Source organism: Bacillus sp. 491mf (assembly GCF_900112415.1).
Lineage (GTDB): Bacteria > Bacillota > Bacilli > Bacillales > Bacillaceae_G > Bacillus_A.
In genome coordinates, this window is sequence record NZ_FOLV01000005.1 from 55,817 (window position 1) to 82,604 (window position 26,788).

Genomic DNA, 26,788 nt, shown 5'->3' on the forward strand with positions numbered 1-26,788 from the left:
GTTAATAAACTAATTAAAATATCTTTCTTTTTAGGAGGTGTTCCTTATGAACGGTCGCTCATTTATGTTCGCCCTATTTGTTGTAATTGTTGGATTGGCAATATTTAGCCTTGTATCATTCACAATTGAAGACCCAATGGGAGTTGTAAGAAAAATTTTGATCATGCTCATTGTTGTTGGTGTCTTTTATTTACTTTATAAGATGCTTACAAGTTCGAGCAGTTCAGCTAATAACTCACAGTCTTCCTACAAACGTGCTGCGAAACAATCGAACCGAAAATATGGAAAACAAAATGTAACACCCCTAAGCAATAATATGTTAAAGAAAAGTGCTTCCGATACGAAAGGAAAGAAAGGAAAAACTTCCTTCCTAAAACGAAAGAGAAAGCAATCCCATTTAACAGTTATTGAAGGGGAAAAAGGTAAAAAGAAAGACCGCGCTTCTTTTTAAGAAGTGTGGTCTTTCTTTTTTATCGTTTCTTACTGCGTTTGTTCTTCATTTGTCTTTTGAACGCCACGAAGCTTCTCAATGCGCCCTTCATCTTGCTCAAAATACTGCACTAAATCGCCAATACGATCGATGGCTTCCCAGCTTAAATGATGTTCAATTCCTTCTACATCATTATAAATCTTACTTTCATCCACACCAATAATACGCATAAACTGTTCTAACAATTCATGACGATAAACAAGGCGCTTACCAATTTTTTTCCCTTTAGTTGTTAATACAAGCCCTCTATATTTTTCATAAATAAGATATTCATCTTTATCAAGTTTTTGAACCATTTTTGTTACAGAGGATGGATGTACATTAAGCGCTTCAGCAATATCAGATACACGGGCATATCCCTTTTCTTCAATTAGCAAATAAATTTGTTCGATATAATCTTCCATACTAGGAGTAGGCATCGTTTTCCTCCATCCAATTCAGTTTATAAATTCCGTACTAAGCAATCAATAAAATGATACAACAGAAAGGATATTGTGACAAGGGGATAAACAACCTCATTTTCCGCAACACATTAAAGAACCTGCGTTATTTATGTAAGTTCTTTTATGTAAAATATTGATAAATCTAACCTCTCATTGTTTCTTCTAATCTCGTCGGTTCATCTTTTGGATAAAGATATTTTCCAATTCGGTATCGTGCTTTGTATTTGGATAACGCTGCTGGATTACTTTTTTATGACTTCCCAACCCAGTAACTTGCAAGGCAAGTTACTGGGTGCTATAATTCAAACAACAACTACCTTGCAAGGCAAGTTACCAGGAGGTGGTAAAGTAATGCACAGTCAAATGCTAAAAGGTGTGCTTGAAGGATGTATTTTATATATCATTTCGCAAGAAGAAGTGTATGGGTACGAACTCAGTACGAAATTACATCAACACGGCTTTACATTCGTAAGTGAAGGGAGTATCTATCCTCTTTTGTTACGTATGCAAAAAGAAAAACTCATTGAAGGCACATTGAAAGCCTCCAGCCTTGGACCAAAGCGCAAATATTATCACGTCACAAAAAAAGGCTTTGAACAACTGGAGGAATTTAAAAAAAGCTGGGATATGGTATCAAGCACGGTAAATGGTTTGTTAAAGGGAGAGTGAAATGGATGAAGGCGAAAGACATGGTTGAACTCAATAATAAAAAGCGTGAGTTATTAACAGTGGAAAATGAAGCAGCTTATGGGGATATGCTTGTATACCTTCGATTAGCTGACGTTCCAGAGCAGCAAGTAGAAGAGCTATTACTAGAAATTTTAGATCATCTTCTTGAGGCGCAAGAAGATGGGAAAAATGCTTACGATGTTTTTGGGAGTAATCTACAAAATTATTGTGACGAATTAGTTAGCGCATTACCTCGCCAAACAATGTTAGAGAAATTTTCTTTTACTGGTTTCATGATTAGTTTATTGCTTGCAATCCAGTTTGGAATAGATACTATAGGTGCATTAGGATTTTCTTTTGCTAAAAAACAAAACCATCCTTCTGGTGTACCGTTTAGTATTCCAGGAACTTTATTATCAATCATTATGATTACTGCTGGCATTTTTGTTATTTTATATTTGTTAAAACGAGATTCATTTAATCAAACAATGAATTGGAAACAAAGAATTACATTTGGCTTAGCTTTTTCGATTCCATTTTGTTCATCTGTTTTTTTTAGTATTTATTTTAAAAAACAAAGTTATCTATCCTATAACTTACCGATTTGGCTAGGTGCACTATTAACCCTTTTCTTTTACGTTTCATATAAATTCTTGTATAAAACTTCAAAATTTTAACAGCTCTTTTTAGGGCTGTTTTTCTCCTGTCTAATTTTACAAATTAAAAAATTTCATAAACAAAAAAAGAAAAATGCAAAATAATTAAAGTAAATTGTTGACGTGATGCTTTTATTATCGGTATCATATTTCTTCGTGAGCAATTATTTTTCGTTATATGGATTTTTATTGTTACTAAATTTTTGAGAGGGGAAATTTGATGTCACTGAAGAAGAAAACGCAAGTACGCACCGGCAAAATGGTACGTGAACTAATGTTAGCCGACGAGGATGTAAATGCTTCGCTAATTATGGTATATAGTGAAAACGGTGTAAACGCAGAAATTAAAATCGAGGGCTTAACACCGAAATGTAACGAAGAATTATTTTTGAGCGGAAATGTAGATTGGAACAAGAGTGTTATTTATAAAATTGTCGATTTTACTGGCAATGCTGAAGTTGGGAAAGTGACATTAAGCGCCATGAACAAAAACAATGTTTCCCTGCAAATCGAACGCGTGATGTGGAGCAAAGGAACAAAAGAAGAAACGGTAGAATTGGATGAAAATCCGCTATCCGTTGTCGAAACGTCAGCGCCGAAGAAAGAAACAGTAGTTGAAACTTCAAAAGAAACGACACCTGTAACAAAACCAGTTGTAAATGTTGCGCCTGCAGAGGCACCAATTCCAAAGCCAGTGCGTCCAGAACCTGTAGTGAAAGTAACACCAAAACCTGTACAAAAAGAAGTAGTTGCACCAACTGCAGCACAAAAAGTAGTAACGGTGTCAACTCCAGTAGAGCCAACACCTTCAGCTAAACAATCTGTGACAAATCAACCAAATTCTGAATTACAAGAAAAATATGTTCGTCTTGTAAAACAAGCTGTAGATGTATGTCAAGATTACGAACTTGGCATGGATGTTGACGATTCTATCGAGAACTTAAAAAATGAGCTACACAAACAAGGAATATCGGTAGCATTCGATGCAGAAATTATGGACGCTGTAAACCGTTTGCGTTTACTGAAACAAAAAGGCATTAACGTGGAAAAAGTATTAAACTTATTATAAATAATATAGCGCTGCTTTCCTTGCTAGAGAGCTCGCATTCATAGAAAAATAAGGAGATGGGTATCCATCTCCTTATTTTTTGTAATTCCATTCATCACTTTCATATTTTTCTTTCGCTAATGTTTGCACTTCATGAAGTTGTTCTTCTGTTAACTCATACGGTACTAGTTCCACATTTAACCCTTTTTCAAATCCAATATGGAATGCATCGATCAGTTGTTGAATCGTAAAAGTACGATCTGTTAAATCATTAATTGCAATTGCTTTTGAGGAGAACATTTTTTTCATGCGTTCTTTCACACGTTCATTTGGAAACAAGAACAGATCATACAGCATGTCTAAGTCGATTTCTAACGGAATGGAACCGTGCTGTAAAATAACACCTTTTTGTCTAGTTTGTGCACTCCCAGCAATTTTGCGCCCTTCTACAACAATTTCATACCATGACGGAGCATCAAAACAAACTGCTGAACGTGGATTTTTTAAATTGTCGCGCTCCTCAGCTGTTTTTGGTACTGCGAAATAAGCTTCTAAACCTAATGCTTGGAATCCATCTAACAATCCCTGTGAAATAACGCGATATGCCTCTGTCACTGTTTTTGGCATGTTTGGATGCTCTTCAGACACAATGACACTATACGTTAATTCATTATCATGAAGAACGCCGCGCCCGCCCGTTTGACGACGTACAAAGCCAAAACCATTTCTATTTACTGCATCCATATCAATTTCTTTTGAAACACGTTGAAAATAACCGACTGTTAACGTCGGAACTTCCCACTCATAAAAACGAATTGTTGGCGGTATTTTCTTTTCACTTTGCCAATTTAACAAACATTCATCTAACGCCATATTAAACGCTGGAGAGCATTTACCAGAATTTATATAACACCATTTTTCCTTTTCCATCCCACACCTCATATAACTAATTTTTCTCACATTCTCTAGTCTATCAAATTCGACAAAATTTGTGAAAGAATACGAAATTTCTTCTAATATAAAATGAACTTGTTGCATAAATACATGTGGGCATTATAATATGAAAAGTAGGATAAGAAAAAGGGAGCGATATAATCGTGTCAACAAACGTTATTATTTTACTAGCCATAGCTGCAGGAATCATCGGCTATTCTGTATGGATGTATTTCTATCAAAAAAAATTAATTAAAACACTTTCAGAAGAAGAATTTCGTGCTGGTTACCGTAAGGCGCAGCTGATTGATATTCGTGAAACGGACGAATATAATGCTGGTCACATTTTAGGAGCGCGTAATATTCCGATTTCACAAATACGTCTTCGTTACAAAGAACTTCGTACTGATCAACCGATTTATATGTATTGCCAAAACGGTTTCCGAACAGGCCGTGCAGCACAATTCTTAAAGAAACACGGCTATAAAGAATTTTATCAATTACAAGGTGGCTTTAAAACTTGGTCTGGTAAAGTGAAAAAGAAAAACTCATAATAAATAGCTAGCTTGTGCAAGACAAGCTAGCTATTGCATTTTACTTGCAATATATACTAAATTTTGTTTAACATCTTCACTATCTTGATCACGAACATTTCGGTAAAGCAACTGATACTCTACATTCTTTTCTTTCCATGTGAGAGTCGCCATATCTTCTCCGTCTATTTCTTCGTTATTATTTTTAAAATAGGCTGTTATACCATTTGCAAGTTTTACTTTCTCTTGAAAACGATTTTGTTCTACGATAAAAGGAAAATTATACGAAAAGTTCGCAACTGTTAATTCAATATAATCCCGCATGCCTTTTTCTTGCCGTTCATATTTAATATCAAGAGCAATCCGCTTATCTCCCATTTTTCGAACTACTGCTTTTGGATTATCTGTTGATTCATATGGTAAAAATGATGGTGTGTAAAAAGAAAAAGGAAGAACGTTTTTTACAGACTGTACCGGCATTGGATCAGACATCATATCCTCACTTGCCTCTAAATCTGCTGCAAACTTTTTTTCTTCAACCATTGTTTGCTGAAAAGAACATGCACTTAACACCATACTCGAAAATACGAAACATATCATCCGTTTTTTCAACTTGTATCCGCCCTTTCCTAACATTCTCTTTTCAGGCTTTCGTATGTTATGTTCATATTCTCTTTTTCTTACTGTTCTACCTTTGAAAACTTTCCCCTTTTATCTCACACAATTTGACAAACACGCTTTTGCTATTCTCACGCCGAATTGAATCGTTACGCGAATAACAAAAGCGATATTAACAAGATAGAATATGAAACGCTTTTCATGTCAAGAGTTTCACAAGATTTCTTTGATCCTTTTCTTGTATAATAGAAATAGAGGTGAAACATATGGTAAATATAAAACAAATCGCGAAAACGGCTGGAGTCTCTGTTACCACTGTTTCACGCGTCTTAAATGAGCATCCATATGTCAGTGAAGAAAAGCGAAAACGCGTCTTAGAAACTGTTAAAGAATTGAATTACGCCAAAAATGTAAATGCTGTTCATCTTCTAAAAGGAAAAACACATACAATTGGCGTTGTGCTTCCTTTTATTAATCTGCCGTACTTTAGTACAATTATTGAAGGGATTGGAACGAAAGCACTTGAAGCCGGATACCGTATTACTCTCTGTCAAACAAACTACGATAGCATTGAAGAAATGCGTGTTCTTGAAATGATGAAAATGAAACAATTTGATGGCATGATTATTTGTTCCCGGTCAAGCTCATGGGAAGTCATTGAACCTTTCGCAAAATTTGCGCCTATCATTTCGTGTGAAAAACTGCTGCATCCGCTTATATCTTCTGTCTATGTTAATCATTACGACGGATTTCGGATTGGAACAGAATATTTATTACAAAACGGACATGAGCGCATTGGATTTTGTCTAGCACGCAAAAATAGCGTGAGCACACAGCAGCGTGAGCAAGCGTTCTTTGATACTCTACACGCATATGGTAAACGTTCACAAACAGACTGGCAGTTTTATCAATGCTACACGATTCAAGACGGTGCAAATGTCATCCAAAGCATACTAACGATGAAAAATCGCCCTACTGCTCTTTTTGCTGCAAGCGATCAAGTTGCTTCTGGATTATTAACTGAAGCAAAAAAACAAGGACTGCGAGTACCAGAGGATTTAGCAATCTTAGGATTTGATAACCATCCTATTTCTGAAGCGTTAGAGATCACAACAATTGAAAATCCTGGCTTAGCAATGGGAAGCCATGCTTTTTCCTTATTTTATGAACAAGTACAACAGGAACAAATTATAGGGACTTCTGAAGAGTTACCATTTCGTCTCATTGAACGAGGAACAGTATAAAGTGAAACTTTAATCAGGGGGATAGAGCTTCTGACGTAGAGGTGTTTTTTACCTCGCAGGAAGAAGCGAAGCCACCGAACATTCTAGCCACTGGAACTGGACAATGCTTTTGCTGCATTTTGAGGCAGGAGTATTACTGCCCACGAATAGCGGGATAAAAGTTCCTATTACTGGAGCTTTTATCACTTTTGTATGTTTATCCTTCTTGACAACACCCGTGTATTATTCTATATTTTAACTAACGAACGGTAGGTAGGGGATGAACATGACAGCAAACCGTATTAAATCTGTAGCACTTTCACACTTTGCACGCTATGGCTATGAAGGAACTTCACTAGCAAATATTGCCGGGGAGGTTGGCATTAAGAAGCCGTCAATATATGCACACTTTAAAGGAAAAGAAGAGCTTTATTTTATTTGCTTAGAAGAATCTTTACAAAAGGATCTTGAATTCTTTAAACAGTATGTGAAGAATTCAGAAGAAACTCCCTTTGGAGACTTTTTATTTCATCTTCTTAAAGATTATAGCCATCGTTTTCAAGAAAGTATTGAGGCAATGTTTTGGTTACGCACTTCGTATTTTCCACCATTTTCCTTTCGCGAGCAAATTGTCGAAAAAGCAAATGCACACATTGAAAGCATCGGACAGCTTTTAGTACCTATATTTGAACAGGCACAAGAAAAGAATGAACTTTGTAGCATTGAAGTAACAGAAGCTGTTGCAGCTTATTTATGTTTAATGGACGGATTAATGGTTGAATTTTTATTTGCTGGAATACAACCATTTGAAAATCGATTACACGCATCTTGGAAAGTATTTTGGCGCGGATTGTCAAGCTGACGGATTGCACACGCAATACGTCATTTTCTCGCCCTAAACCTAACGACTGGTAGGAAGGAGAATGAATGATGGAATGGATTTATGTTGTTATCGCAGGAATCATTGAAATTGTATGGGTAATTGGCTTAAAACATGCGACAACACCACTAGAATGGATTGGGGTTGTACTTGCAATTGCAATAAGCTTTTTTCTTTTATTTAAAGCTTATGCGAAGCTGCCTGTTGGAACTGTATATGCTGTGTTCACAGGAATTGGAGCTGGAGGTATTGTCCTAACAGAAATTTTTGTATTTGGTGAACCTTTTTCAATAACAAAAATCTTATTTATCGGATTAATTTTCGTAGGTGTTATCGGCTTAAAACGAGTAACAGGTGAACAAGAACAGAAGGAGGCTGCATAAAATGGCATGGGTATATTTGATTATTGCTGGTATTTGTGAAGTCACTGGTGTTATCTTTATGAAGATAGCCAATGAAAAAAAAGGCTGGATGCCAAAACTTATGTTAATCGGCAACTTCGGTGTAAGTTTCTTCTTCTTATCTCTCGCTATGGATACACTGCCCATGGGAACAGCTTACGCAATTTGGACTGGAATCGGAACTGCTGGAAGTGCACTACTTGGTATTCTCCTCTTCCGTGAATCCGCTGATTGGCGTCGCCTTGCCTTTTTAAGCTGTATCTTATGCGGGGCAGTTGGTTTAAAATTAATGAGTTAACGAGGTGAATGCAGTGTGGAAAAAAAGAAGTACACAAATTATGACAGGAATCGTAATTGCCATTGCATTCTTATTGCAATCTATATTCCATATTGCAGAATGGTTATTTCATAAAGCATTTGCAATCCTCACGTTTTTGCCTAACATGGCTCTTGAGGCCCTTTCTGTAATTTGGTCCATTATTGCCTCTATTATCGTTATTATCATTTGGAGTATCGTAAAACTCTGGAAAAAGCTCTTTTCAAAAGACAGTTCTTCAAACTAAGAAGTAACTGTCTTTTTTTCATATCATTTCCTCCTTTGGACATACTACGAAAAAAGGAGCTGATGATATGCAAATTTCTGTCCACAAGCAAATTTTACTGCTATTTTTCATCTTTATTACGTTTGCTCTGTTTTTTAGTTTCATCTTACATACATATAACGTACCTGTTTACTCACCAAGTATGGTGTCGGTTTATAAAGTTGTTATGCATAGTTTGTTGCAATAAAGAAGGTGTCTCGTAATGAGGCACCTTTTATAACGTATGACTTTCTTTTTTTCTAATTATATCTCTCACTTCGCTGAATGCCGTTCACCACAAAACAAAAGTCTTTCTTCATAATCATTCTGTTTCATTTGTTACTTAGTCTTTTAAAATTCCCTATCTTGAAAAAACGAAATAGAAAACAACATAGAAACAAAATACGCGATACATACTCCAATACTTAACATACTTATGATAAACATAAGATTTGAAGAGTAAAAAAACATTAACATAAGCCTTTCCTCACCAAGAACATTACACATAAGTCCTAACAATCCTATTAGTGGAAACATAACAGCCACATTAAAAATAGTAACTATTTGTTTACTCCCTCCATACTTCAAAGGAAGTAGCATAATTGCATAAAGAGCCGAGAGAAAAACACCTATAAAAATTGCATACCATGGAATATTTATAGCTTTACCTAACAAAAATTTAGGTAAAATAGCAATAATTAAAGTAGCAATTAACCCGCATCCAATAAAGAGAATTGTCGATATATATTTCGCAATGACAATATCTTTTCTAACAAATGGAAAACTAATTAATAATTTATCTGCTTCATTTTTATCTTCAACCTGTAATGGTACAAATATCAATAAGCTACAAGTAGCAAAACAAACGACCGCAATCTGAAACGGGTCAACAGATTGTTTTAATGCACAATAAATTGGCAATATAAGATAAAGAAAAAAAACTTTTCGTTGTAAGAAAAAATCCTTCCAAACTAACTGCCCCATAATCCCTTCTCCCCTTTATATATCTCTTTTTTCATATAATTTAATTGCAATAAACATAGAGGCAATATACATAACTGCCAACCCAACTATCCCCATCATGCATATGCCTACATGTGACAGATTCATGATCCAATCACCAAATGAATCCTCCACACGATTTTCTCCTCCATCTATAACAAATAACGGTATAAGCGTCGTAGGTATAATTAGTCCTATTGCAAATAAACTACGGATAATTTTTGACCCAGCTCCATAATAGATTGGCAAATATAATGCAATGTATATAAAAGGAACGATAATACCTCTTAGCACTGAATACCACTTAAGTTCGATATAGAAATAAGGATGGTATACTCGAATGTCTTCAATTACAGTCATTCCTCTCATGATCCAAACGACCGTTGTTGTTAGTACAATCGCTATAATCGCAATTATAATAAAAGTCATATATCTCGCTATAATAATATCCTTTCGTTCTATCGGTAAACTAGCAATGATTTTTTCACTGCCATTCTTTTCATCCGCTCCTACAGACAACAGAATTGATACTATTACTGATATTAAACAGCTTACAGAAAAAATGCTTGAATCTGATGGATTCGTTATAAACAAGAAAGCCGAAAACCCCAAACAAAATATCCACATGGCACGCAGAAAATACAAGTCCTTAAACACAAGCTGACGCATTTCTCTTTCTCCCCTTCGCCGTATACACGATAATATCATCAAACGTCGGCTTTTCTAACACAACTTCTTGACCAAACCACTCTACAACTGCCTGTTTATCTCTCGCCAATCCTTCAAACCCATATTTATTTTTTCTTAAACCACTAAACAATTCTTTTCCTTCTTCGTCTAACAAATCGTTGCTTCCTTTTACGATTATGTAATTCTCCAGTAGTTCGTCTTTCTCTCCAGTAAAGACGATTTCACCTTCATTGATAAATGTAATATAATCGGCAATGCGTTCTAGATCAGTTGTAATATGTGTAGAAAATAACACGGATATTTCTTCTTCCATCACAACTTCTTGCAATATATCCAGCAACTCACTTCGGACAACTGGATCTAAACCTGCTGTTGGTTCATCCATAATAATAAGCTCGGCATGATGTGACAGCGCCATAGCAATGGCATATTTCATTTTCATTCCTTTTGATAATTGTTTAATCTTTTTATTTTTCGGAACTTGTAATCGTTCCATATAAGATTCATATTGTTCTTCATCCCACTTTTTATATAACGGTGCGATAATACGCTTCATTTGTTCACATGTTAAATCTTCATAGTAATGATTTTCATCGTACACAAAGCCGATATTTTGTTTTACTTCTTTTTCATATTTTTGATTGTCCTTACCAAAAATATGAATTTCACCACTATTTCGTTTTACTAAATTCATAATCATTTTGATTGTTGTACTTTTTCCAGATCCGTTTGGTCCAATAAACCCCATAATATATCCACGTGGCAGTGTAAAATTTACATTTCGGACTGAAAAACCTTGATAATCTTTGCAAACATTTTTTAATTCTAGCATGTGTCTTATTCCCCCTTATATAAAAACGCAATCATCTGCTGCAATTCTTCAAGAGACAGCTGAAGAAGTTTACTTTCATTGACTACTTCTTCCGCTCTACTTTCTAACAATCGCAACCTTTGTTCTCGTATGAGCTCATTATTTTGCACAGAAACATACGTCCCTTTTCCAGCAACTGTCTCAATATACCCTTCTCTTTCAAGTTCTTCATATGCTCGTTTCGTCGTAATCACACTAATCTGTAATTCTTTCGCTAAACTACGGATAGACGGTAATTGCTCTCCACCTTTTAAATTCCCATTTAAAATTAGCTGCCGAAGCTGTTTACTAATTTGTTCATAAATAGGATCTGGTGAAGAGTTTGAAATAATAATATTCATATTCCCCTCCACTGTGTATATACTGTACATATCTTATATACACAGTATATACACACTTCTCTATTTTGGCAACAAAAAAAGACCAACAATTTCCTGTTGGTCTTTCATATATGTATCACTTCTCAAAGCGATTTAACATCTCGTCTCTCATACCAAAGCTCACAATCGCAATCCCGACATACATAAAAATAAGAAATGCTGGATGTACTGTATTGTACCAATGGCTATCAATAACCAAATATACCGTTAAAGCTGCAACAAGTAAAAATGCAACAATAAACATATAGAAATGACTTTTACTACCCATAATAAACTCCTCTCTAATTACTCATTTATTGTAACGAATTATCCCCTATGACTCAAGACTAAGTTTCCTGTAAATGATCTAACTCAACTTTCACAATGTCATGACAAGCAATTGGAATCAGTGTTCCTTTACTATCAATTGCAGTTACACTCTTATTATCTAATACGTGATGCTTCACTCTTTCTAACATTTTTTCTGTATCTTGGTAATAAAATTCTTTAATATCTTTAATCATATCACCATTTTCTAAATGATACACCATCCTGCAACGTTTATAGCCCATCTTTCCCATCCCCTTGTTCATTTCTTCACATATGTATGAAAAATTGACATTTTTGCTTCTCATTTACTTTAATTTCAATAAAATTCTAACAAAAATACACACTATTATCAAAGGGACTTTTTCAACAAAAATGTTGAGAAAGTATGATAATTCTCCAATCTTACATAAAACCTGCAATTTTGTAACATCTTTTTTAGGTAATGACACCTTCTTCGACAATATGAAAAAAGAACCCGCATATAGCGAGTTCTCTACAAATTATTATTGATTATTAAACTTGTACCATAGATGGTTTTTGATAGCGTAAAATCGGCTTACGTGCTGCCATTGTTTCATCAAGACGCTTAATTACTGTTGTATGCGGTGCTTCTTGAACCACTTCTGGATTTTCTTCTACCTCTTTTGCGATTTGAATCATCGTATCGATAAATCCATCTAATGTTTCTTTTGATTCTGTTTCTGTCGGCTCAATCATAATACATTCTTCCACATTTAATGGGAAGTAAATTGTTGGTGGATGGTAGCCGAAATCAAGCAAACGTTTTGCGATATCAAGCGTACGTACGCCAAGTTTCTTTTGACGACGACCAGATAAAACAAACTCATGCTTACAATGTCTATCAAATGGAAGATCGTAAAATGGCGCTAATCTTCTCATCATATAGTTCGCATTTAATACTGCATATTCTGTTACAGCACGAAGTCCATCTGGACCCATTGAACGGATATACGTATATGCACGAACGTTAATACCGAAGTTGCCATAGAACGGTTTCACGCGTCCGATTGCTTGTGGACGATCGTAATTAAAGTGGTAGCCGCTTTCTGTTTTCTCTAAAATCGGCTTTGGTAAAAATGGAATTAAATCTTCTTTTACACCTACTGGACCAGAACCTGGACCACCGCCGCCATGCGGACCTGTAAATGTTTTATGAAGGTTTAAATGCACAACGTCAAATCCCATATCTCCTGGGCGTGCTTGACTTAATACCGCATTTAAGTTTGCACCGTCATAGTACAATTTACCGCCTGCATTATGGACGATTTCTGCCATTTCTAAAATGTTCTCTTCAAATAGTCCAAGTGTATTTGGATTTGTTAACATAAGCGCTGCTGTTTCTTCGTTCACAACGCGCTTTAAGTCTTCTAAATCAACAAGACCATTTTCATTTGATTGTACTGTAATCGTCTCAAATCCTGCTACTGTTGCAGAAGCTGGGTTTGTTCCGTGCGCAGAGTCAGGAACGATAACTTTTGTACGGTTATAGTCACCGTTTGCTTCATGATACGCACGAATTAACATTAATCCTGTCCATTCACCGTGCGCTCCTGCTGCCGGTTGAAGTGTAACAGTATCCATACCTGTAATTTCTTTTAAGTGCTCTTGTAAGTCATACATTAACTCCATTGCACCTTGCACTGTCTTTTCATCTTGAAGCGGATGAATATGCGCAAGGCCAGGGAAACGTGCTACATTTTCATTAATTTTTGGGTTGTACTTCATCGTACAAGATCCTAATGGATAAAACCCAGAATCAACACCGTGGTTACGGTTTGAAAGCGCTGTGTAATGGCGCATAATATCAAGTTCTGATACTTCAGGAAGCTCTGCATCTTCAATGCGAATATACTCGCTCCCAAACACATCTTCTAATTTTACTTCTTCTACATCTAATTGGGGTAAGCTATATCCTACGCGTCCTTCTCTACTCATTTCAAAAATAAGTGCTTGGTCTTGATTCTTCATTGGATAGCCCCCATTCCGTTTACAAGTGTGTCGATTTCTTCTTTTGTGCGAAGTTCTGTTACCGCTAGAAGCATATGATTTGTTAATTCTTTATAATCACGGCCTAAGTCGTAACCACCGATAATATTTTTTGATAATAATGCATCGTTTACTTCTTGTACTGGACGTTTGCAATCTACAACAAATTCATTGAAGAACGGTCCAGCAAATGTTACTGTAAAGCCTTTTGCCTCAAGTTGACGTTTTGCATATTGTGCTTTAGAAACGTTTTGACGTGCCATTTCCTTCACACCTTGCTTTCCAAGTGCTGTCATGGCAACAGAAGCTGCTAATGCATTTAATGCTTGGTTTGAACAAATATTAGATGTCGCTTTATCACGACGAATATGTTGCTCACGTGCTTGCAGTGTTAATACGAAACCACGTTGTCCTTCAGAATCCACTGTTTGTCCAACAAGGCGTCCTGGAATTTTACGCATAAACGCTTTTGTTGAAGCAAAATAACCGCAGTGTGGGCCGCCAAACTGCGTTGGGATACCAAATGGTTGTGCATCACCAATGACAATATCAGCACCAAATTTCCCTGGTGATGTTAATGCACCTAGTGATAGTGGATTTGAAGAAACGATGAATAATGATTTTTGCTGATGAGTGATTTTCTCAATATCAGCTAATTTCTCCACTTGTCCGAAGAAGTTTGGATATTGAACGATTACGCAAGCTACTGTATCATCTACTTCACTTTGTAATACGTCTAAATCTGTTACACCATCTTTATAATCAATTTCAACAACCTCAAGGTGTTGACCTTTTGCATATGTTTCAAGAACTGCTCTTGATTCTGGATGAACTGCTTTAGAAACAAGAATTTTCTTTTTACGAGTATGACCTGCCGCTAGCATTGCCGCTTCTGCTAACGCTGTACCTCCGTCATACATAGAAGAGTTTGCTACGTCCATACCTGTTAGTTCACAAATCATAGTTTGGAATTCAAAGATCGCTTGTAATTCCCCTTGTGAAATTTCTGGTTGGTATGGTGTATAAGCTGTATAAAATTCTGAACGAGAAAGAACATGATCTACAATTACTGGTGCATAATGATCATATACACCTGCTCCTAAGAAGGAAGCATAGTCTTTTAAGTTTGCATTTTTACTAGCAAGCTCAGACAGTTCTTTTAAAAGTTCTGGTTCTGATTTTGCCTGTTTTATATTTAAATCTCCTTGAAAACGAACGCTTTCTGGAATATCAGAAAATAACTCATCGATCGTTTGAACGCCGATTGTTTGTAACATTTCTTTTTTGTCTTCTTCTGTCATTGGAAGATAACGATGCAACATGAAATTTACCCCTCTCCCCGTTACTTTGAACGTTTGTAAAATGGTGTTGGAACAACAACTGCTTTGACGCGTTTATTACGAATTTCAATTTCAATTTCTGTATCAACTGCTGCATATTTTACATCAATTAACGCTAAACCAATATTTTTCTTTAACGTTGGAGATTGTGTACCACTTGTAACTTCCCCGATTTTTTCTTCGCCCACATATACTGGGTAATGCGTGCGCGGGATACCACGTTCAATTACTTCGATGCCGACTAATTTACGAGGTGCACCGTTTTCTTTTTGTTCCTTTAGCGTTTCTTTTCCAAAGAAATCCATTTCTTTATTTGTTTTTACTGCAAAGCCAATTCCAGTTTCAATTGGTGTAATATCTTTTGATAACTCTTGACCATAAAGAGGAAGTGCAGCTTCAAAACGCAGTGTATCACGCGCTCCTAAACCACATGGTTTTAAGCCGTCTTCTTCGCCTACTTCAAGAAGTTTCTCCCAAATCTTTGCAGCCTCTTCGCTCTTACAGTAAATTTCAAATCCATCTTCACCTGTATAACCAGTACGAGATACAAGCGCTTCTACATCGTCCACAAGAACATGGTCTTTAAATTTAAAGAACTTAATTTCTTTTAAATCTTCTGAGACAACTTTTTGTAAAATGCCCTCTGCTTTTGGTCCTTGAATTGCAAGTTGTGCAATTTCACTAGAAACGTTGACTACTTGCACATCACCGCTTACATGAGAAGCTAACCACTCATAATCTTTTTCAATATTTGATGCATTGATTACTAATAAATAGTCTTCTTCTCCGCGTTTGTAGATTAATAAATCATCTACCGTACCACCATCTTCGTAGCACATTGCCGTATATTGTGCTCCGCCTACCTTTAAGATAGAAACATCATTTGTAACTACACGTTGTAAAAATGCTAAACTATCTGCACCTTTTACTTCTACTTCTCCCATGTGAGAAACATCAAAAAGACCTGCTTCTGTACGAACAGCTTCATGCTCTTCTTTAATGCTTGAAAATTGAACTGGCAGTTCCCAACCACCAAAGTCAATTGTTTTCCCACCATACTTCGCGTATACATCAAATAGCGGTGTACGTTGTAACGTAATCATGTTCTCTCCCCCTTGCACTTTCTATGACAAATTAATAAAAGTTGACTTCCCATTTCTAAACATTTTCAAATTTAAAAAGATGGGATATACGGAATCTCATGCTATTTTTTTATGAAAGCGTAAATAAAAAAGTACTTTCTTGGATAAAATACGAAAGATTCCACACATTTCACACCATTATCCTAACATTTTTCGAGTAGTTTCATCAATATTCTAGCTAAAAAAATAATTTAGAATTTATAGAAGGTGAGATATTATCCATGAATGTCGAAATTTCAATAGAACGTTCTTGGCAAGAAAACTTCTTAAAACGAATAGAAGAAGATGGTCCGTGGACAAATTGGGAACTATTTCATCTCGCATATCAAACTGAACAGTCCCTTCTCACTCCCACATTTGACGGGCTACAGGCGCCTAAACATTTACCTAATTTCACGCCGCTTCCACATCAACTAGAAGTAGCGCAAACCGTTATTGAACAAATGAACGGAAAAGCAATCTTAGCAGATGAAGTTGGCCTTGGAAAAACAATTGAAGCCGGACTTATTTTAAAAGAATATATGGTGCGCGGACTTGTGAAAAAAGTGCTCATTCTTGTACCTGCATCTCTCGTTTCCCAATGGGCATATGAATTAAATACAAAATTTTTCATTCCAGCCGCCATGCAGCGAAAAAGTTACTCTTGGGAGCAAGCTGACGTTATTGTTTCGTCTATCGATACCGCGAAGCGCTCTCCGCACCGTGATATCGTTTTAAATTTAGAATATGATCTCATTATTATTGATGAAGCGCATAAACTAAAAAACAACAAAACGAAAAACTATGAATTTGCGCAACTATTAAAGAAAAAATTTTGCTTATTACTTACCGCAACACCTGTTCAAAATCGTATTGATGAAATATTTAATCTTGTCTCATTATTAAAGCCCGGTCATCTCGGCAACCAATCTAATTTTGAAGAATATTATGCTTCCAAAAATCGCACTACTGAAACAGATGAACATTTAAAACAACTCATTAATAAAGTAATGGTACGGAATCGACGGCACGACACTGGCATCGAGTGGCCAAAAAGGCACGTTCATACGCTCTTTGTCGACTTCAATGAACAGGAAAAGGCTTTATACGATGCAATTGAAGGGTGGAAAAGACAAGATGCATGTACCTCAGCATTTTCTGCTTTAACATTAAAGCGTGAAGCGTGCAGTAGCCGCGAAGCTGTCTATTTCTCACTCAAAAAACATGTAGAAAAGCGGCAAAAAGAAAATGAGCAATATACAGTGGATCCATACATAGATGTGTTAATGGAAAAAATCAATGGTATTTCCGCTAATTCAAAAGCAAATAAAGCATTAGAAATCATTAAAGAAATTAATGATAAAGTTGTCATTTTTACAGAATACCGTGCTTCTCAAATGTATTTACAATGGTTTTTAAAACAGCACGGCATTTCATCTGTACCATTTCGCGGCGGGTTTAAACGTGGAAAAAAAGATTGGATGAAAGAATTGTTTCAAAACCATGCCCAAGTATTAATTGCGACAGAAGCAGGCGGTGAAGGGATAAATCTACAATTTTGTAATTACATGATCAACTACGACCTTCCTTGGAATCCGATGCGCCTTGAACAAAGAATCGGCCGGATTCATCGTCTCGGACAAAAGCATGATGTTCACATTTATAATTTGGCAACGAAACATACAGTAGAAGAGCATATTTTAAAACTGCTTTATGAGAAAATTGACTTATTTGAGCGTGTCATTGGTGATTTAGATGAAATTTTAACAAGAATTAATATGAAGAATATCGATGCACACATTCACGATATTTTTGCTCATTCCAAAAGCGAAGGCGAAATCCGAATTAAAATGGAAAATTTAACATCTATTATTGAATTTGCCAAACGAAATGAAGCTGAGGTGCATGGCTATGCAGCAACATGAAATCCATCATTATTTGCATTGTTTTTTCGAGGCAAACGACTGCGAAATTGTGCAGCGTTTTCCTCATTTATTGGATGTTCAATTAACAATTGAAATGGACAAACTACTTATGAACCGTCCATTTTACTGGCATTATCTTGAAAAAACAGGCGGCATACCAAATCCAATGCGCCTTACATTCATTACTGATACAAAACACGAGGAGCAAGAAGGCGAGTTCATTCACTACGGTTCTCCGCGCCTACATCAAATTTTTCAAACAACAAAAGAATTAGGTGCTTACATTCGTTTATTTGAAGATGTACATTCAAATGGAAAAACAAGCACTCCGCTCCATCCTTGGCTTGGCGTCAATATAAAAGTCTCCTATCAATGTGATCGAAAAAAAGATATGTTGTACTCAATCGGTATTCATCTTATTTCCGGTACGATGATTACCAATTTTCATGAAGCATTGGCAGCACTTCGTCTCACACCAAAAATTCCTGATTTTTGTTTTACATTAACGCCGATTATTAAACCACAAAGCGGGCTAACTAGAATTGAAGAAGCAATGAAACGTATCATTACTTCCGACGATCATTCATGGGCTGAAGAAGCAAAAATTCGTTGGAATCACGATTTACAACTCCTAAACCGCTTTTATGAGGAAAGTAATGAATTACCAGAAAGCTATGAGATAGAAAAACGAGCTTTGCAAGAACAATACGAGCCGCGCATTACGATCCAAATTATAAACGGCGGACTCTTTTATGTGACAGCAAACCATTTTCTCGCATAAAAAAACTCCTTCTACAAGGAGCTTTTTTATGTTAGAAAGTAAAAGTTCATTTTAAATTTTCCCATTATATTTCCGGCCATCGTTATGTTCTTGCTGATGAATCTTTGTCATTCTCTTTTGATATTCTCTATCTTTTGCACTTACATGATTTGCATCTGTTTCTCTATTCTTCTTTGAACCGCCAGCTCCGTTACTCATTTTGTTCACCCCACTCGTATATACTTCGACATTAGTTTTCGCAATCAACATTTCCCTTATACAAAAAATAAGGAGAGGCATTTGCCTCTCCTTACATATATTTTTGAAACATATCACGCAGTCCTTGATTCACAAGGAAAGAAATCTGCTCATCTGACTTTTCAGGATAACGATCGCGCAGTCGAATAGATGCCTTTAAAATTAAATTCTCTAATACGGAACGTCCGCCTTTTCCATAAATTGTTTCTGCATATTCTATTAATTTTCCATCTTCAACTGTTGCAGGGTTTTGATCGAAGAAAAATTTACTCATTTGTATCACCTCTCCTTTGATAGCGTTTACATTTATATAAACTAAGAATGTTATTTATTTCACAATTAATGTATGCATGTATAGATGATTAGTTCCATTATAAAACAATATTGCCACTGTATTAAAGTGTATTTTAGACAATTTTGTGAACAAATCTAAAAATGAAAGCGTTTTAATTGCTTATTATTAATAATACACCAATTAAGCATGATAATTCAATATAATATAATAGAAAGATTAATTCTTACTATTAAGGTAACCAAAAAAATTTTTATCTTGAAATAAAGTAACTACTCAGTCACTCTATGAAAAAAAGGCATAATGATTATATTATGCCTCCCAAATTCTTATTTTATCTCACATTAATGTGCTCTAGTTCTATGCTTGTGATGCCCAATCCGCTGGATATGTAACGTACATAAAACGAGCATATTCAGGTACAGAAAATTGAATTTTTGTTCCCTTCGGAATGAGAATAATTTCACCTGCTTGTGCACTTACTTTCCGGCCATCAATTATTACTTCTAGTTTACCTTCAATTACATAATCAATTTCATCGTAGTTCAAGGTCCAATCAAATGTCGTTTCTTTCATTTCCATTATACCGCAGCCTAAACGTGGACTTTCTTCTAAAGAAAAAATGTCTTTACAGTAAACTATATCCTCTTGTTTACCTGTATTTAAACGGTCTGTTTCAGCTACTTTAACCGTTGGTAATTGTACAGATATTACTCCACTTTCGTCACGACGACTAAACATTTCATTTTGAGGCGTATTTCCTATTTTCTCTGCAATGATTTTACGAACAAGATCTTCAATAACTTGTTTATCCAATGTATTCATGACTTACATAGCCTCCTTTTGTTGATTAGCATCTTTTTTATTTTCAAGCAATCTTTTTGACATAAAGATCGCTACAAACACAGCTGAAATACCCCCAACAAACTTTCCAACTATCATTGGAAAAATCATGTCTTTTGCTACACCAGCTACAAATCCTAAATGGTCACCAAAGACAAAACTTGCCGATACAGCAAACGCGACATTAATTACTTTTCCTCTAGCATCCATATCCTTCATCATGCCGAACATCGGAATATTATTTGCAAGTGTAGCAACCATACCAGCTGCTGCAATTTCATTCATTCCAAGCATTTTTCCAAGTCTCATTAATGGTTTCTTAAATACTTTCGTAATTACAAATACCATACAGAAAGCACCTGCTAATACAATCGCGATATTTCCAACGATTTCAATTCCTTCATCGATCGGTGCAAGACCAGGAATAATTGTTATATTTGTTAACTGTTTCACAATTCCACACACTAAACCAAGTGTTGCCAGAATGACGATAAACTTCCCGAAAATTGTAAATCCTTTAACCATTCCATCCGGGAATTTCCAAAGTCCTAACACGATTAACACAGCAAAAATAATAATTGGCACTAAGTTTGATAGAATCATTGACACAGAATATCCTGCAACCAGTCCACCAATAAAACAACCTAAAGGAATAGTAATAATGCCTGATAAAACACCTGTTGCTAAAAACTTATGATCTTCTTTTTGAATAATTCCTAATGCGACAGGAATAGTAAATACAATTGTTGGGCCTAACATAGAACCTAAAATAACTCCTGCAAACATTCCAGCATCTGGGTCTTTGGCTAATTCTAATGCTAATGAATACCCACCCATATCATTAGCTAATAAACTTGTCGCAAACATAGATGGATCTGCTCCCAAAGCACTAAATACTGGAACAACAATTGGGCTTAATATCTTTGCAAGTACAGGTGATAATGAAATGATACCGACCATCGCCAAGGTTAATGATCCCATCGCCATTATCCCTTCATCAAACTGCTCGCCGAGTCCAAATTTATTACCAATACACTTATCAATAGCTCCAAGTATCATAAAAATAACCATTAAATAAATAATAATCTCATTAATGCTCATTTGTTCCCCTCCGTTCTTCTTATAAATATTTTTTCATCAACTCACTTGGCGAAGGAATGACTGTATAGTGAACAACACGTTTCTTATCAATAGATAAAACAGCTATTTTCATACCTTGTTCTACATCACTAACGGTACCTGTAAAAATCGCCACAAACTTACCGCCAATCCCCATGCCTAGTGTCATTCTTTTTAATGATATAGTCGCTTCTTTTAACGCCTTATTTATCGAAAAAATTCCTGCTGATACATTTGATGCTTCAAATATTCCAACAGCATGCGTCTCTTGTTGAGGATATCGATTTTTTAAGCCAAGTAAAATCTCTTCATGTACTCCATGTAGTAAAAATGTATCTACTAAAAACCCCTTTGCTTCATTCACTGCTTTACCCATCGCTTCATTTACATCTTCAGCTTCACCACTTATAATAATTAAAAATTTCCCTGGACAAATAGGACGTAAAACATGCATTTCAACTGAGGACTGCTTAAGCATTTTATCAGCTAGTTCGTATCCTTTACTTATACTCCTTAGTTCCAATACACCGATAGAACTATTCATCATTAACCTCAATAGAATCAATAATTCCTACAATTACTGCGTCAACAGGAACATCTTGATTTTCAACAGACGCCCGGGCAGCACTTCCTTGGCTGACAAGTACGGTATCACCAATTCCAGCACCAGCATTATCTGCAGCAACAAATATATCAGTATCTCGCGTTTTATTATGCGAAAGAGGTTTTATCACCAAAAACTTCCAACCGTTTAACTTTTCATCTTTCCTAGTTGCCCAAAGACTTCCAACAACCTCTCCAATAATCATAGTGTCCCTCCATCAAGCCCTTTGTACATGCATCTGTTGCATACGAATATAATCTTTTGCTAATGGCGTAATAATACTATTTGGTGTCACGATAATTTCCTTCACGTTTCGTAAATGAAATTTTTTCAAATCGGCTTCTGTAATTACTTTTTTGGAGATCACCGCTGCTTCCGTTTGAAGTTGAGTTTCAACGTTCATTTGGCTATTTGTAACTTGTACATTATGTACTACTTTTTTCTCACAACACGACTGCAATAGCTGTGTGTCATGAATAATCTTTATACCAAAACTTTCTACTTTCGCTTGATATTCTTCATACATTTTGAATAAATGAGCATTAGCTGTTTGTTTATATTTTTTATAGACAAGACCATCATCTAAGGCAATCACGTTCTTTCCTTTTAAAAGCATTGTTAAAATAAATCGTTCCCGAGGACTACTACTTAAGCCGTTAGCAAGATTCCCTAACAATTGAATACACATTTTAGGAATAACAACGACATCACAATCCATTACCGAATCATCAAAGTATTGAATAGTGTATTCATGTGCTAAAATGCCTTCAAGTTGTGGATAAACTTCTGTTGCAACAAACACTGCTGTTTTTAGGGGCTCTGCTTTCTTTGCAACTGGTATATTTTGAAGACGGTTATACACTTCTTTCGTAATAACTTCAACTAATGCTTCCACGTTCATCTTTTCACACTCCTAGGTACTTTTTTTTATAATCTTTCCGATCGTACCTTTAACAAAACCACAAGCATTTGCCTCATCATAATCAATGTGCATATACGTCTCATATGATGAACTAACCCGTATGACAACATCATCAAAAATTAATGGACGTTTTCCAAATACCTTTACTTGAACTATTTCACCATTTACAACATTATTTTTCTTTGCGTCTTCTGGGGTCATATGAATGTGACGTTTCGCTACAATAACACCATGATTAAGATGTACAACATTTTTCCCTGTCGAAAGAACAATACCTGGTGTTCCGTCAAGTTGTCCGCTTTCTTTAATAGGAGCTTTAATTCCTAACGAAACTGCATCTGTTTGTGATATTTCAACTTGTGTCTGTTTTCGTTCTGGTCCTAATACCACTACATTATGAATAACTCCTTTTGGACCAATTAATGTTACACGCTCTCTACATACATATTGTCCAGGTTGAGATAAATCTCTTAATTTAGTTAACTCGTATCCAGAACCGAATAATAAATCAATTGTAGTTCTACTTAAGTGCACGTGTCGGCCAGAAGCTTCAATTTCAATACATGTTTCTTTTTGTACACGTTTTAATATTTCATCTACGAGACTATCCATTAATTGATTGTTCATTGCTTCCTCCTGTTTTATTTGTATTTATTTGTCCGAACTTTAAACATCAGAATCCAAAAAAGAGACGATAAACGATTAAGTGCACGAATAATATCTTCGCGTTCAATCGCCCCATAATTATTTTTAAATGCTTCATAACCAAGTAATTCTGTCTCTCGAGTAAGTGTTCGGAGCGAATTTAACATAATAACTGCTTCTCCCATTTCATAGCTAGGTTGAAAATGATCCAGACCAAAGTATTTTTTCGGATGATGCGATTGTTCACGTAATTCTTTCTGTGTCATATTTAACAAAAAAAACTCTTCTACCGTTTCCCCTAATACTTCACATCGAACTAAGTTTCGAACAAACATCAAAATCTCCTCTAAATCCTTTGCAAGCTTTGGAAGACTTTGTTTCGTCGCTAAAATTTGCGCTTCTAAAATCTTCGCTTCTAGTGAATCAAGTTTCCCACGAAAAATAATCCGAGGATGATCTTTAAAAACTAATAAATTACCGTACAATTGTGTCATATGTTCTGGCTTTTCATCTAATGAACCACCATAAATGGTCTGATAACGCATTTTCTTCTCTTTAGGTGTTTCCTTTACTTCATCATCTTTCTCTTCTTGCCTCTTTTCTTTAGCATAAGAAAGTTTAATATGATGGTCGGATAAAAAACTTTTAGCAGAAGGTGTCAAAATAACTCCTTTTTGAACTTCATATACATCAATTTCTTTCAGATTTTGATCTTTAAAGTGCTTTCTTAAGTAACTTTCCGTAATAACAGCCACACTTTCACATCCCTTAATAAGTGGTGCCAAGCTTTTGGTTACGATGAAATTATCAAACTAAATTTCAAGTTAGATAAGAGGGATGCAGATGGTTTTCCATCTGCATCCTAACTCTCATTATTCTGCTGTTTTCGGTAAAATCGCATCTACTTCTGAATGTGGTCTTGGAATTACATGAACTGATAATAACTCTCCTACACGCTCAGCTGCTGCTGCACCTGCATCTGTTGCAGCTTTTACTGCACCAACATCACCTCGAACCATAACAGTTACCAATCCAGCACCTACTTGTTCTTTACCAATTAATGTAACGTTTGCTGCTTTTACCATTGCATCTGCTGCTTCAATTGCTCCTACTAACCCTTTAGTTTCTACCATTCCTAATGCATTTGCGTTTGCCATAATATAATTCCTCCTAATTAAATGTTTTTATAATAAAATTAATTAATCTTTTCTAAAATACGTTGCACAATCATGTTAATAAGCTCTTCATTTTCATTTAAGTTTGTTGTTTTTTCTTCTAGAATAGGTGTATTCTCTTGCAGATCCTCTAACTCTCTTACACCATATGCAATTCTTCTTACATTAAATAAATTTTCCGGTCCAATATTATCCGATGTCGAACTTCCACCTACTGCTCCGCAACCGAGTGTTAACGCTGGAACTAAATTTGTCGTTGCACCAATTCCTCCTAATGCTCCGGACGTATTCACTAGTAAACGAGATACTGGTTTTTTTAACGCAAATTCACGAATTACTTCTTCATTCTCAGAATGAATGATAAGCGTATGCCCTGCACCTTCATTATGTAAAATTTCAATGCAGCGATCACATGCAGATTCCCAATCTTTTTCTGTATAAAATGCTAGAATTGGTGCTAATTTTTCTCGAGAATAAGGAACATTGCTTCCAACATGAGTTTCTTCTGCAATTAAAACTCTTGCACTTGTAGGTATATTTAACTTTGCTAATGACGCAATGTGTTCCACACTTTTTCCGACAATTTGAGGATTCATCGAACCATTCGCACGCATAATAAATTCCGATAATTTTTCACTTTCTTCTTTAGATAGGAAGTAAGCACCTTGTTTCTTTAACTCTTCCATAACAACTTGTTTGCTGCATTCTTCCACAACAATGGATTGTTCAGATGCACAAATTGTTCCGTTATCAAACGTTTTAGAATCTAAAATTCGTTTGACAGCCAAAGGAATATTTGCACTCTTTTCAATGAAAGCTGGGCCATTGCCCGGGCCCACACCAATGGCTGGTGTTCCAGATGAATACGCCGCTTTAACCATTGGAGTCCCACCTGTAGCTAAAATGAGATTAGTATCTTTATGCTTCATTAATTCGTTCGTTCCTTGAACTGTTGGAACAGTCATACAGCTAATTGCTCCATCAGGACAACCAACTTGTTTCGCAGCTTCATTAATTATTTTCACCGTTTCTAAAATACACTTTAATGCATTAGGATGAGGTGAAAACACAATACTATTGCCTGCTTTCAGTGAAATTATTGCTTTATACAGCACTGTTGATGTTGGATTTGTTGATGGAATTAATCCCGCTATTACTCCAACAGGAACAGCTACCTCCATGATCTTCGTCTCTTTATCATCACTTATAATTCCTACTGTTCTCATGTCTTTCACTGATTCGTAAACATGCTTTGATGCAAAACTATTTTTGAGAATCTTATCTTGCCAACGACCAAAACCTGTTTCCTCATTCGCCATTTTCGCTAATTTTTCTCGATGTTTATAACCAGCATCTGCGATAGCTTTCACAATTGTATTAATGTTCTCTTGCGACATAGTCGCTAATTTTTGCTGTGCACTTTTTGCTTTTTTGACCAAATGACGTACTTCTTGGATAGATCTTAAATCTTTATCATATATCTCCATTATTTATCCTCCCCCCTATTACATTGTTGAATTGCGTCAATCAACTGTTCTTTTTTTGCATACTTTATTTGGCTTTTTGGTATATTAGATATATCTAGCTTGTAAGCAAGTTTTCTTAATTCAACTAACTTCATTTGTTGAAAAGATGGTACCTTTCTCTCGGAAACTACTGCTATTTCGCTAGTATTAGGTACTTGCACACTTTCATTCTCCTGTGCTTCTTCTATTTTTTGATACGAATCAACAACCTCTTGTATTTGCTCTTCTATATAACTAGTAGGCTCGTCTTTAATCATTTTGTGTAATTCTTCATGTAATCGTGCAATTACATGGCTCGTTATTAGTACGCCCAGTTTTTTAGCAGCTTCTTCCCCTGCTTCCACAGCAGCTTGAATTGCGCCAACATCTCCTGTTAATTGAACAGTAACAAGCCCACCTTTTATTACTTCACAGCGTATCAATGTGACATTTGCTGCTTTCAATGCTGTGTCAGCGGCTTGAACTGCACCTAAATATCCGCGAACTTCAATGAGACCTAACGCTTGATTTTCCATCTATTATCA

General features: G+C 35.8%; 37 protein-coding genes. 13 read left to right on the top strand and 24 right to left on the bottom strand.

Annotated features, from left to right (window positions below; translation table 11 throughout):
• The first annotated feature begins 46 nt into the window (after nt 1–46).
• Nucleotides 47–451 carry an SA1362 family protein gene (locus BM211_RS07410; protein WP_035429552.1) on the top strand — a complete coding sequence of 135 codons (405 nt, stop codon included), beginning with the start codon at nt 47–49 and terminating at the stop codon, nt 449–451.
• A gap of 29 nt (nt 452–480) precedes the next feature.
• Here BM211_RS07410 and mntR read toward each other — a convergent pair whose 3' ends face one another.
• Nucleotides 481–909, bottom strand: coding sequence for a transcriptional regulator MntR (gene mntR, locus BM211_RS07415; protein WP_035429554.1), 429 nt, complete (start codon nt 907–909; stop codon nt 481–483).
• Nucleotides 910–1,284: 375 nt separating this feature from the next.
• On the opposite strand from mntR, the gene BM211_RS07420 reads away from it, so the two are divergent.
• From BM211_RS07420 to BM211_RS07430, 3 genes are all read left to right on the top strand, one after another.
• On the top strand, nt 1,285–1,602 hold the full coding sequence (locus BM211_RS07420; RefSeq protein ID WP_035429557.1) for a PadR family transcriptional regulator: 318 nt from the start codon (nt 1,285–1,287) through the stop codon (nt 1,600–1,602).
• A gap of 5 nt (nt 1,603–1,607) precedes the next feature.
• The gene (locus BM211_RS07425) at nt 1,608–2,279 is read left to right on the top strand and encodes a DUF1129 domain-containing protein (protein WP_035429559.1); all 672 of its coding nucleotides are present in this window, start codon (nt 1,608–1,610) and stop codon (nt 2,277–2,279) included.
• Nucleotides 2,280–2,478: 199 nt separating this feature from the next.
• The gene (locus BM211_RS07430) at nt 2,479–3,327 is read left to right on the top strand and encodes a hypothetical protein (protein ID WP_090996142.1); all 849 of its coding nucleotides are present in this window, start codon (nt 2,479–2,481) and stop codon (nt 3,325–3,327) included.
• Nucleotides 3,328–3,399: 72 nt separating this feature from the next.
• On the opposite strand, the gene BM211_RS07435 is transcribed toward BM211_RS07430, so the two are convergent.
• A complete protein-coding gene (locus BM211_RS07435) occupies nt 3,400–4,236 on the bottom strand; it encodes a lipoate--protein ligase family protein (protein WP_090996145.1) in 837 nt (278 codons plus the stop codon).
• A 167-nt stretch (nt 4,237–4,403) separates the two neighbouring features.
• Here BM211_RS07435 and BM211_RS07440 point away from each other — a divergent pair, with 167 nt between their 5' ends.
• On the top strand, nt 4,404–4,793 hold the full coding sequence (locus BM211_RS07440; RefSeq protein ID WP_035429567.1) for a rhodanese-like domain-containing protein: 390 nt from the start codon (nt 4,404–4,406) through the stop codon (nt 4,791–4,793).
• A gap of 30 nt (nt 4,794–4,823) precedes the next feature.
• Here the strand turns inward: BM211_RS07440 and BM211_RS07445 are convergent, their stop codons facing one another.
• The gene (locus BM211_RS07445) at nt 4,824–5,408 is read right to left on the bottom strand and encodes a hypothetical protein (protein WP_051957197.1); all 585 of its coding nucleotides are present in this window, start codon (nt 5,406–5,408) and stop codon (nt 4,824–4,826) included.
• Nucleotides 5,409–5,656: 248 nt separating this feature from the next.
• On the opposite strand from BM211_RS07445, the gene BM211_RS07450 reads away from it, so the two are divergent.
• The 6 genes from BM211_RS07450 to BM211_RS26385 all read left to right on the top strand — a co-directional run bounded on the left by BM211_RS07450 (nt 5,657) and on the right by BM211_RS26385 (nt 8,683).
• Nucleotides 5,657–6,634 (top strand): LacI family DNA-binding transcriptional regulator, encoded by a 978-nt coding sequence (locus BM211_RS07450; RefSeq protein WP_035429569.1) that lies wholly within the window; start codon nt 5,657–5,659, stop codon nt 6,632–6,634.
• Between the two features lie 259 nt (nt 6,635–6,893).
• Nucleotides 6,894–7,475: a TetR/AcrR family transcriptional regulator gene (locus BM211_RS07455; protein ID WP_035429571.1), complete on the top strand. Its 582-nt coding sequence runs from the start codon at nt 6,894–6,896 to the stop codon at nt 7,473–7,475.
• 68 nt (nt 7,476–7,543) lie between these two features.
• On the top strand, nt 7,544–7,876 hold the full coding sequence (locus BM211_RS07460) for a DMT family transporter (RefSeq protein WP_035429574.1): 333 nt from the start codon (nt 7,544–7,546) through the stop codon (nt 7,874–7,876).
• A gap of 1 nt (nt 7,877) precedes the next feature.
• Nucleotides 7,878–8,192, top strand: coding sequence for a DMT family transporter (locus BM211_RS07465; protein WP_035429577.1), 315 nt, complete (start codon nt 7,878–7,880; stop codon nt 8,190–8,192).
• Nucleotides 8,193–8,205: 13 nt separating this feature from the next.
• Entirely contained in the window at nt 8,206–8,457 is a 252-nt protein-coding gene (locus tag BM211_RS07470; protein WP_035429578.1) for a DUF3975 family protein, read from the top strand.
• 67 nt (nt 8,458–8,524) lie between these two features.
• Entirely contained in the window at nt 8,525–8,683 is a 159-nt protein-coding gene (locus BM211_RS26385) for a hypothetical protein (protein ID WP_177206895.1), read from the top strand.
• Between the two features lie 143 nt (nt 8,684–8,826).
• Here the strand turns inward: BM211_RS26385 and BM211_RS07475 are convergent, their stop codons facing one another.
• The 9 genes from BM211_RS07475 to gcvT all read right to left on the bottom strand — a co-directional run bounded on the left by BM211_RS07475 (nt 8,827) and on the right by gcvT (nt 16,177).
• The gene (locus BM211_RS07475) at nt 8,827–9,459 is read right to left on the bottom strand and encodes an ABC-2 transporter permease (RefSeq protein ID WP_035429581.1); all 633 of its coding nucleotides are present in this window, start codon (nt 9,457–9,459) and stop codon (nt 8,827–8,829) included.
• Between the two features lie 15 nt (nt 9,460–9,474).
• Nucleotides 9,475–10,185, bottom strand: a complete 711-nt coding sequence (locus BM211_RS07480; RefSeq protein WP_081904755.1) for an ABC-2 transporter permease — start codon at nt 10,183–10,185, stop codon at nt 9,475–9,477.
• Nucleotides 10,127–10,999: an ABC transporter ATP-binding protein gene (locus BM211_RS07485; RefSeq protein WP_035429586.1), complete on the bottom strand. Its 873-nt coding sequence runs from the start codon at nt 10,997–10,999 to the stop codon at nt 10,127–10,129. Before BM211_RS07485 ends, BM211_RS07480 begins: the two co-directional genes overlap by 59 nt.
• 5 nt (nt 11,000–11,004) lie before the next feature.
• Nucleotides 11,005–11,379 (bottom strand): GntR family transcriptional regulator, encoded by a 375-nt coding sequence (locus tag BM211_RS07490; RefSeq protein ID WP_035429588.1) that lies wholly within the window; start codon nt 11,377–11,379, stop codon nt 11,005–11,007.
• A 115-nt stretch (nt 11,380–11,494) separates the two neighbouring features.
• Nucleotides 11,495–11,686, bottom strand: a complete 192-nt coding sequence (locus BM211_RS07495) for a hypothetical protein (RefSeq protein ID WP_035429591.1) — start codon at nt 11,684–11,686, stop codon at nt 11,495–11,497.
• Between the two features lie 58 nt (nt 11,687–11,744).
• Entirely contained in the window at nt 11,745–11,969 is a 225-nt protein-coding gene (locus BM211_RS07500) for a DUF3929 family protein (protein ID WP_035429594.1), read from the bottom strand.
• 271 nt (nt 11,970–12,240) lie between these two features.
• Nucleotides 12,241–13,716, bottom strand: coding sequence for an aminomethyl-transferring glycine dehydrogenase subunit 2 (gene gcvPB, locus BM211_RS07505; protein WP_035429596.1), 1,476 nt, complete (start codon nt 13,714–13,716; stop codon nt 12,241–12,243).
• Nucleotides 13,713–15,056 (bottom strand): aminomethyl-transferring glycine dehydrogenase subunit 1, encoded by a 1,344-nt coding sequence (gene gcvPA / locus BM211_RS07510; RefSeq protein ID WP_035429599.1) that lies wholly within the window; start codon nt 15,054–15,056, stop codon nt 13,713–13,715. The genes gcvPB and gcvPA overlap by 4 nt, the downstream gene beginning before the upstream one ends.
• Nucleotides 15,057–15,076: 20 nt before the next feature.
• Nucleotides 15,077–16,177: a glycine cleavage system aminomethyltransferase GcvT gene (gcvT, locus tag BM211_RS07515; protein WP_035429602.1), complete on the bottom strand. Its 1,101-nt coding sequence runs from the start codon at nt 16,175–16,177 to the stop codon at nt 15,077–15,079.
• A 260-nt stretch (nt 16,178–16,437) separates the two neighbouring features.
• Here gcvT and BM211_RS07520 point away from each other — a divergent pair, with 260 nt between their 5' ends.
• Complete coding sequence (locus BM211_RS07520; RefSeq protein ID WP_035429604.1) at nt 16,438–18,120, top strand: DEAD/DEAH box helicase; 1,683 nt, start codon at nt 16,438–16,440, stop codon at nt 18,118–18,120.
• The gene (locus tag BM211_RS07525) at nt 18,107–18,901 is read left to right on the top strand and encodes a YqhG family protein (RefSeq protein ID WP_035429607.1); all 795 of its coding nucleotides are present in this window, start codon (nt 18,107–18,109) and stop codon (nt 18,899–18,901) included. The genes BM211_RS07520 and BM211_RS07525 overlap by 14 nt, the downstream gene beginning before the upstream one ends.
• Nucleotides 18,902–18,952: 51 nt before the next feature.
• On the opposite strand, the gene BM211_RS07530 is transcribed toward BM211_RS07525, so the two are convergent.
• The 12 genes from BM211_RS07530 to BM211_RS07585 form a co-directional block, all read right to left on the bottom strand.
• Nucleotides 18,953–19,099, bottom strand: coding sequence for a hypothetical protein (locus tag BM211_RS07530; protein WP_090996252.1), 147 nt, complete (start codon nt 19,097–19,099; stop codon nt 18,953–18,955).
• A 91-nt stretch (nt 19,100–19,190) separates the two neighbouring features.
• Nucleotides 19,191–19,421, bottom strand: coding sequence for a hypothetical protein (locus BM211_RS07535; RefSeq protein ID WP_177206896.1), 231 nt, complete (start codon nt 19,419–19,421; stop codon nt 19,191–19,193).
• Nucleotides 19,422–19,790: 369 nt separating this feature from the next.
• Nucleotides 19,791–20,255 (bottom strand): cupin domain-containing protein, encoded by a 465-nt coding sequence (locus BM211_RS07540; protein ID WP_035429616.1) that lies wholly within the window; start codon nt 20,253–20,255, stop codon nt 19,791–19,793.
• A gap of 3 nt (nt 20,256–20,258) precedes the next feature.
• Nucleotides 20,259–21,374: an ethanolamine utilization protein EutH gene (gene eutH, locus BM211_RS07545; RefSeq protein WP_090996151.1), complete on the bottom strand. Its 1,116-nt coding sequence runs from the start codon at nt 21,372–21,374 to the stop codon at nt 20,259–20,261.
• A gap of 19 nt (nt 21,375–21,393) precedes the next feature.
• Nucleotides 21,394–21,939 (bottom strand): BMC domain-containing protein, encoded by a 546-nt coding sequence (locus tag BM211_RS07550; RefSeq protein WP_035429620.1) that lies wholly within the window; start codon nt 21,937–21,939, stop codon nt 21,394–21,396.
• Nucleotides 21,929–22,201 carry a EutN/CcmL family microcompartment protein gene (locus BM211_RS07555; RefSeq protein ID WP_035429623.1) on the bottom strand — a complete coding sequence of 91 codons (273 nt, stop codon included), beginning with the start codon at nt 22,199–22,201 and terminating at the stop codon, nt 21,929–21,931. The genes BM211_RS07550 and BM211_RS07555 overlap by 11 nt, the downstream gene beginning before the upstream one ends.
• Nucleotides 22,202–22,213: 12 nt before the next feature.
• Nucleotides 22,214–22,897, bottom strand: a complete 684-nt coding sequence (locus tag BM211_RS07560; RefSeq protein ID WP_090996154.1) for an ethanolamine utilization protein — start codon at nt 22,895–22,897, stop codon at nt 22,214–22,216.
• 12 nt (nt 22,898–22,909) lie between these two features.
• Nucleotides 22,910–23,545: an ethanolamine utilization phosphate acetyltransferase EutD gene (eutD, locus tag BM211_RS07565; RefSeq protein WP_090996157.1), complete on the bottom strand. Its 636-nt coding sequence runs from the start codon at nt 23,543–23,545 to the stop codon at nt 22,910–22,912.
• A 14-nt stretch (nt 23,546–23,559) separates the two neighbouring features.
• The gene (locus BM211_RS07570; RefSeq protein ID WP_035429632.1) at nt 23,560–24,318 is read right to left on the bottom strand and encodes an ethanolamine utilization cobalamin adenosyltransferase; all 759 of its coding nucleotides are present in this window, start codon (nt 24,316–24,318) and stop codon (nt 23,560–23,562) included.
• 117 nt (nt 24,319–24,435) lie between these two features.
• Nucleotides 24,436–24,720, bottom strand: coding sequence for a BMC domain-containing protein (locus tag BM211_RS07575; RefSeq protein WP_035429634.1), 285 nt, complete (start codon nt 24,718–24,720; stop codon nt 24,436–24,438).
• 38 nt (nt 24,721–24,758) lie between these two features.
• Nucleotides 24,759–26,225: an acetaldehyde dehydrogenase (acetylating) gene (locus tag BM211_RS07580; protein WP_035429637.1), complete on the bottom strand. Its 1,467-nt coding sequence runs from the start codon at nt 26,223–26,225 to the stop codon at nt 24,759–24,761.
• Nucleotides 26,225–26,779 (bottom strand): BMC domain-containing protein, encoded by a 555-nt coding sequence (locus tag BM211_RS07585; RefSeq protein WP_035429639.1) that lies wholly within the window; start codon nt 26,777–26,779, stop codon nt 26,225–26,227. The genes BM211_RS07580 and BM211_RS07585 overlap by 1 nt, the downstream gene beginning before the upstream one ends.
• Nucleotides 26,780–26,788: the final 9 nt, after the last annotated feature.